Below are 5,149 nucleotides of genomic sequence, written 5' to 3'. Positions count from 1 at the left end.
GTTCCGGTTGGTTGAAGCCTCGTTCGCAGAGCGCGTCGGCGCGAGACGGGGCTTACCGCTGTCCCAGCGGCGGCTTCAGCCGCTCAGGCTGGGGCTCGGCCGAAACGACGAAGGACCCGCCGTCCGCCGGCGGGTCCTTCGCTCTCCCTCGATGAAGGCGGCGCGCGCGCGGGCTCACTCCCGCACTGACGCACTTCCGCACTCCCGCACTGACGCACTTCCGCACTTCCGTTCAGCCCTCGAGCAGCATCTGCATCGGATCTTCCAGCATCCGCTTCACCGTCACCAGGAAGCGGACCGCCTCGCTGCCGTCCACGATGCGGTGGTCGTACGTGAGCGCCACGAACATGATGGGGCGGATGACGATCTCCCCGTTCACCACCACCGGCCGCTCCACGATGTTGTGCATCCCCAGGATGCCCACCTGCGGCGGGTTCAGGATCGGCGTGGACAGCATGGAGCCGAACGTGCCGCCGTTGGTGATGGTGAAGGTGCCGCCCTGCAGCTCCTCCAGCGACAGCTTGCCGTCACGCGCGCGCGTGCCCAGGTCCGCGATCGCCTTCTCCAGCCCCGCGAAGCTCATGCGGTCGGCGTCGCGCACCACGGGCACCACCAGCCCCTCCTCGGCGCCCACGGCGATGCCGATGTCGTAGTGGTGCTTGAGGATGATCTCGTCGCCCTGGATCTCGGCGTTGAGCCGCGGGAACTGCTTGAGCGCGCCGATCACCGCCCTGGTGAAGAACGACATGAAGCCCAGCTTGATGCCGTTCTTCTTGACGAACTCGTCCTGCCGCGCCTTGCGCAGGTCCATCACCGCCTTGAGGTCTACCTCGTTGAAGGTGGTCAGGCTGGCCGTGGTCTGCTGCGCCTCCACCAGCCGCCGGGCGATGGTCTGCCGACGGCGCGACATCCGCTGGCGCTCCTCGCGCCCCGCCTGCGCGGGCGCCGCGGGGGCCTTCTGCGCCGCGGGCTGGGCCGCCGCGGGTTGCGCGGGGGCGGACGGGGCGGCGGGCTGCGCGGGCGCGGCGGCCAGCGGCTGGGCACCGGCGCGGGCGCGGCCGTCCTCGATGACCTTGAGGACGTCTTCCTTGGTCACGCGCCCGTTGGGGCCCGAGCCGCGGATGGTGGCCAGGTCCAGGTTGTGCTCCGCCGCCAGCGAGCGCACGGCGGGCGACGTCTGCGCCTCGCCCGCGGGCGCGGACGCCACGGGCTGCTCGGCCTGCGGCTTCTCCTCGTACCTGGCCAAGGCCGTGAGCCCGGCCTGGTCCGCCGGCGAGGCGGCGCCCGCCTCGAGCGTGCCCAGCAGCTCGTTGACGCCCACGGTGTCGCCCTCGTTCTTGGCGATCTTGCCCAGGGTGCCGGCCTGCTGCGCCGCCACTTCCACGGTCACCTTGTCCGTCTCCAGCTCCACCAGGATCTCGTCCTTGGCGACGGAGTCCCCTTCCTTCTTGGTCCACCGGCCCACCGTCGCCTCGACGACGGACTCCCCCAGGGGCGGAACGCGGATCTCGACGGCCATGTATTGCTCCGGATGTGCTGTCTGTCGTCGGAAAAGAAAAAGCGGGTTACAGGTTACGGGTTACAGGGGACAGCCTGCAACTGCGGTTTGCCGCTGCAGGCGATTCCCGATTCCCTGTTCCCTGTCCCCTCGCAGTCATCACAGCTTGCGCTTGCCGATGAGCTTGGCCACGAAGCGCGGCTCCCCCTCCGGCTCCGCGTCCACGGCCGGCGCGCCCGAGAGCGCCGCCATGACGATGCGGTTCTGCTCGCGCAGGTGACGGTGCTGGTAGCCCTCCGCCGGGCTGGCGCGGTCCGGCCGGCCCTCGTAGCGCAGGGGAAGCAGCAGCATCTCCTGCAGCCGCGGGGCAATGTAGCTCCACGCGCCCATGTTGCGCGGCTCCTCCTGCACCCACACCACCTCGCGCAGGTTGGGATACGACGCCACCAGCGCGCCGATCTCCTCCTCGGGGAAGGGATACAGCTCCTCCACCCGGCCAATGGCCACGCGCTCGCGATGCTCGATGCCCGCCCGCTCCGCCCGCTGGTCCTCCGTGCTGCCGACGAGGTCCACGTAGACCTTGCCGGAGCAGAGCACCAGGCGCGTCACCCCGTCCGCGTCCGCCGCGTTGGGGTCCGACAGCACGGGCTGAAAGGTGCCGCTGGCCAGCTGGTCGATGCTGGACGCCGCCAGCGGATGGCGCAGCAGGCTCTTGGGGCTCATCACCACCAGCGGCCGCGGGTCGGCGTGCAGCAGGGCGGCCTGGCGGCGCAGCAGGTGAAAGTAGTTGGCCGACGTGGTGCAGTTGGCCACGCGCAGGTTGTTCTCCGCGCACAGCTGAAGGAACCGCTCCAGGCGCGCGCTGCTGTGCTCCGGGCCCTGCCCCTCGTAGCCGTGGGGAAGCAGCAGCACGAGCGCAGAGCGCTGCTCCCACTTCTGGTGCGACGCGGCCAGGTACTGGTCGATCATCACCTGCGCGCCGTTCACGAAGTCGCCGAACTGCGCCTCCCACAGCACCAGCGCGTGGCTGTCGCCCACGCCGTAGCCGTACTCGAAGCCCACCACCGCCATCTCCGACAGCGGCGAGTTGTGGATCTCCAGGCTCGCCTTGGCCTGCGGCAGGTGGTAGAAGACGTTGAGCCGCTCTCCCGTCTTCGCGTCGCGCAGCACCGCGTGGCGATGGCTGAAGGTGCCGCGCTCCACGTCCTGGCCTGTCAGGCGGATGGGCAGCCCCTCCGACAGCAGCGACGCGAACGCCAGCGCCTCGGCGTGGCCCCAGTCGATGTTGGGCTGGCCGTTGCCGGCGTCGCCGCGGCGCTGCAGCGTCTTGTCCAGGCGCGGGTTGGGCGTAAAGCCCTCCGGCCGCGCCAGCAGGGCCGCGTTCAGCTCCAGCAGCCGCTCGCGGGGCACGGCCGTCTCCGCCACGCCCTTGCCGTTGGTGGAGTGCTCGGCATCCGCGCCGTGCGGCTTTGGCTTGCCCAGGCCGTCCAGCACCTGCCCCAGCGCCTCCATCACCCGCTGCAGGGGCGCGTCCGCCTCGTCCTTCGACACGACGCCCTCCGCCACCAGCTTCTGCGCGAACACGGCGCGGGCGGTGGGGTGCCCCTTGATGTGCTCGTACATCACGGGCTGGGTAAAGAGCGGCTCGTCGCCCTCGTTGTGGCCCCAGCGGCGGTAGCCCACCAGGTCGATGACGAAGTCCTTGCCCCAGCGCCGCCGGTACGCGTACGCCAGCCGGGCCACGCCCAGGCACGCCTCGGCGTCGTCGGCGTTCACGTGAACCACGGGCACCTCGAAGCCCTTGGCCAGGTCGCTGGAGTAGCGGGTCGACCGGCCCTGCTGCGGGTCGGTGGTAAAGCCCACCTGGTTGTTGGCGATGATGTGCAGCGTGCCGCCCACGGCGTAGCCGGGCAGCCCCTGCATGTTGAACGTCTCCGCCACCGTCCCCTGGCCCGGGAACGCCGCGTCGCCGTGGATGAGCACGCCCACGGCCTTGCTGTGGTCGATGGACGGCGGGCCGGCGCGCGACGTGTCGTCCTGCGCGGCGCGCGTCATCCCCACCACCACGGGGTTCACGAACTCCAGGTGGCTGGGGTTGGGCGACAGGCGCACGCGCACGCTGCGGCCGCCCACGTCGCGCGTGTCGTCCCAGCCCATGTGGTACTTCACGTCGCCGCTGGGCTCGTCGGAGTTCTGCGCGGCGGCGTCGTTGGGGCTGTCCTGCACGGCCTTGAAGCCGGCCACGATGAGCTCCGCCGGCTTGCGCAGCACGTTCACGAGCACGTTGAGCCGCCCGCGGTGCGCCATGCCGATGAGCACGTCGCCGGCGCCCGCCTGCGCCGCCTCGGCGATGATCTCGTCCAGCATGGGCACCATGGCGTCGGTGCCCTCGATGGAAAAGCGCTTTTGCCCGTTGAACGCCCGGTGCAGGAAGTTCTCGAAGCCCTGCACCTGCGACAGCCGCTCCAGCAGCGCGCGGCGGCGCTCCGCCGGCAGGGGCTGCAGGTAGCGCCCGCTCTCGATGGCCTCGCGCAGCCAGGTGCGCTCGTCGGGGTTGGGCAGGTGCAGCCACTCGTACCCCACGCTGCCCATGTACACGGCGCGCAGGCGCTGCACCTCGTCCAGCGCGCTGGACGACGACGGGTCGTGGCCAAACACGGCCGACGCGGGGAGCGCGGCCAGGTCCGCGTCCGTAAGCCCGTGGCGCGACGGCTCCAGCACGGGGTCCGCGGGCGGGTCGCTGCCCAGGGGGTCCAGCCGCGCCGCCGTGTGGCCCCGGGCGCGGATGGCCCGGCCCAGTTCGCGGGCGGCGAACACCTTGCCGAAGTCCACGTTCGCCGGCGCGGCGGACGCGGACGGTGCGGCGGGGGTGCCGGCGGCGCTTTCCAGCCGCTGCACGTCCGCCGGGGTCAGCGAAGACAGGAACGCGCGCCAGCCCTCGTCCACGGACGCGGGATCGCGCGTGAAGCGCTCGTACAGGTCGAGCACGTAGCCCGCGTTGGGGCCGTGAAACTCGCGAAGCTCAGCCATGACAAACCCTCGTGGTGGCGCACGCGCGTGCGGATGCGCCCGTAAGCCCTGCCGCCGTCAGGGCGGAGGGCGAGCCGGGACAAGCTAGCCTGCGGGGCTGCGGGCCGCCAGCCGGGCGTCGCGCCTTGAAAGGCGATGCAGACGGCGGACCGCGCGGCGGGCGAACGGCATCTCCTCGAACCCCTCTGCTTCCGCGCCCCGGATCCGCCGGAACTCCTCGCGCGGACCCATCGGCCGGAGTCATCCGGAGCCCGGCCAGGGGCGATCCGCCGATCGACGCGGATCATCCCCGCGAATCCTTGTAAACTCATCCGCCGCAACCGTTCACGGACGGCTGCGGAAACGGACGGAAGCGGTGCGGCGGCATCCGATCATCGCCGGATCAGCGGAATCCACACGTTTTCCGTCCCGGCGGGTGGCGCAATGCGTGAAGTTTGATTAAATTCAGGGGTTTACGTGAGAAAGCGCGAACGAATAAACGAGACACGCGACGCAGTCGGACCCGGAAGTGAGAAGCCCGGGCCACGTGCAGCAGACGACATCCAAGGAACGAATGCGATTCGATGAGCTGAACCTCGCACCCGAGCTGGTGCGAAACGTAGCGGCGTTGGGATACGAGAC

The 5,149-nt window shown here is 70.7% G+C and carries 2 protein-coding genes; both read right to left on the bottom strand.

All coding sequences use genetic code 11. From position 1 onward, the window contains the following. Positions 1-232: 232 nt before the first annotated feature. Entirely contained in the window at positions 233-1,519 is a 1,287-nt protein-coding gene (odhB, locus tag VFZ20_RS10540; protein ID WP_329683830.1) for a 2-oxoglutarate dehydrogenase complex dihydrolipoyllysine-residue succinyltransferase, read from the bottom strand. Positions 1,520-1,657: 138 nt separating this feature from the next. Next, positions 1,658-4,528, bottom strand: a complete 2,871-nt coding sequence (locus VFZ20_RS10535) for a 2-oxoglutarate dehydrogenase E1 component (protein WP_329683829.1) — start codon at positions 4,526-4,528, stop codon at positions 1,658-1,660. Between the last annotated feature and the right edge of the window lie 621 nt (positions 4,529-5,149).

The sequence above is a fragment of the Longimicrobium sp. genome (genome assembly GCF_036280135.1).
Lineage (GTDB): Bacteria > Gemmatimonadota > Gemmatimonadetes > Longimicrobiales > Longimicrobiaceae > Longimicrobium.
This window is presented reverse-complemented; position numbering and strand designations above follow the sequence as displayed.

Coding starts and splice junctions, on each gene's coding strand:
- odhB (WP_329683830.1), bottom strand. CDS start 1,519: ATGGCCGTCGAGATCCGCGTTCCGCCCCTGGGGGAGTCCGTCGTCGAG.
- VFZ20_RS10535 (WP_329683829.1), bottom strand. CDS start 4,528: ATGGCTGAGCTTCGCGAGTTTCACGGCCCCAACGCGGGCTACGTGCTC.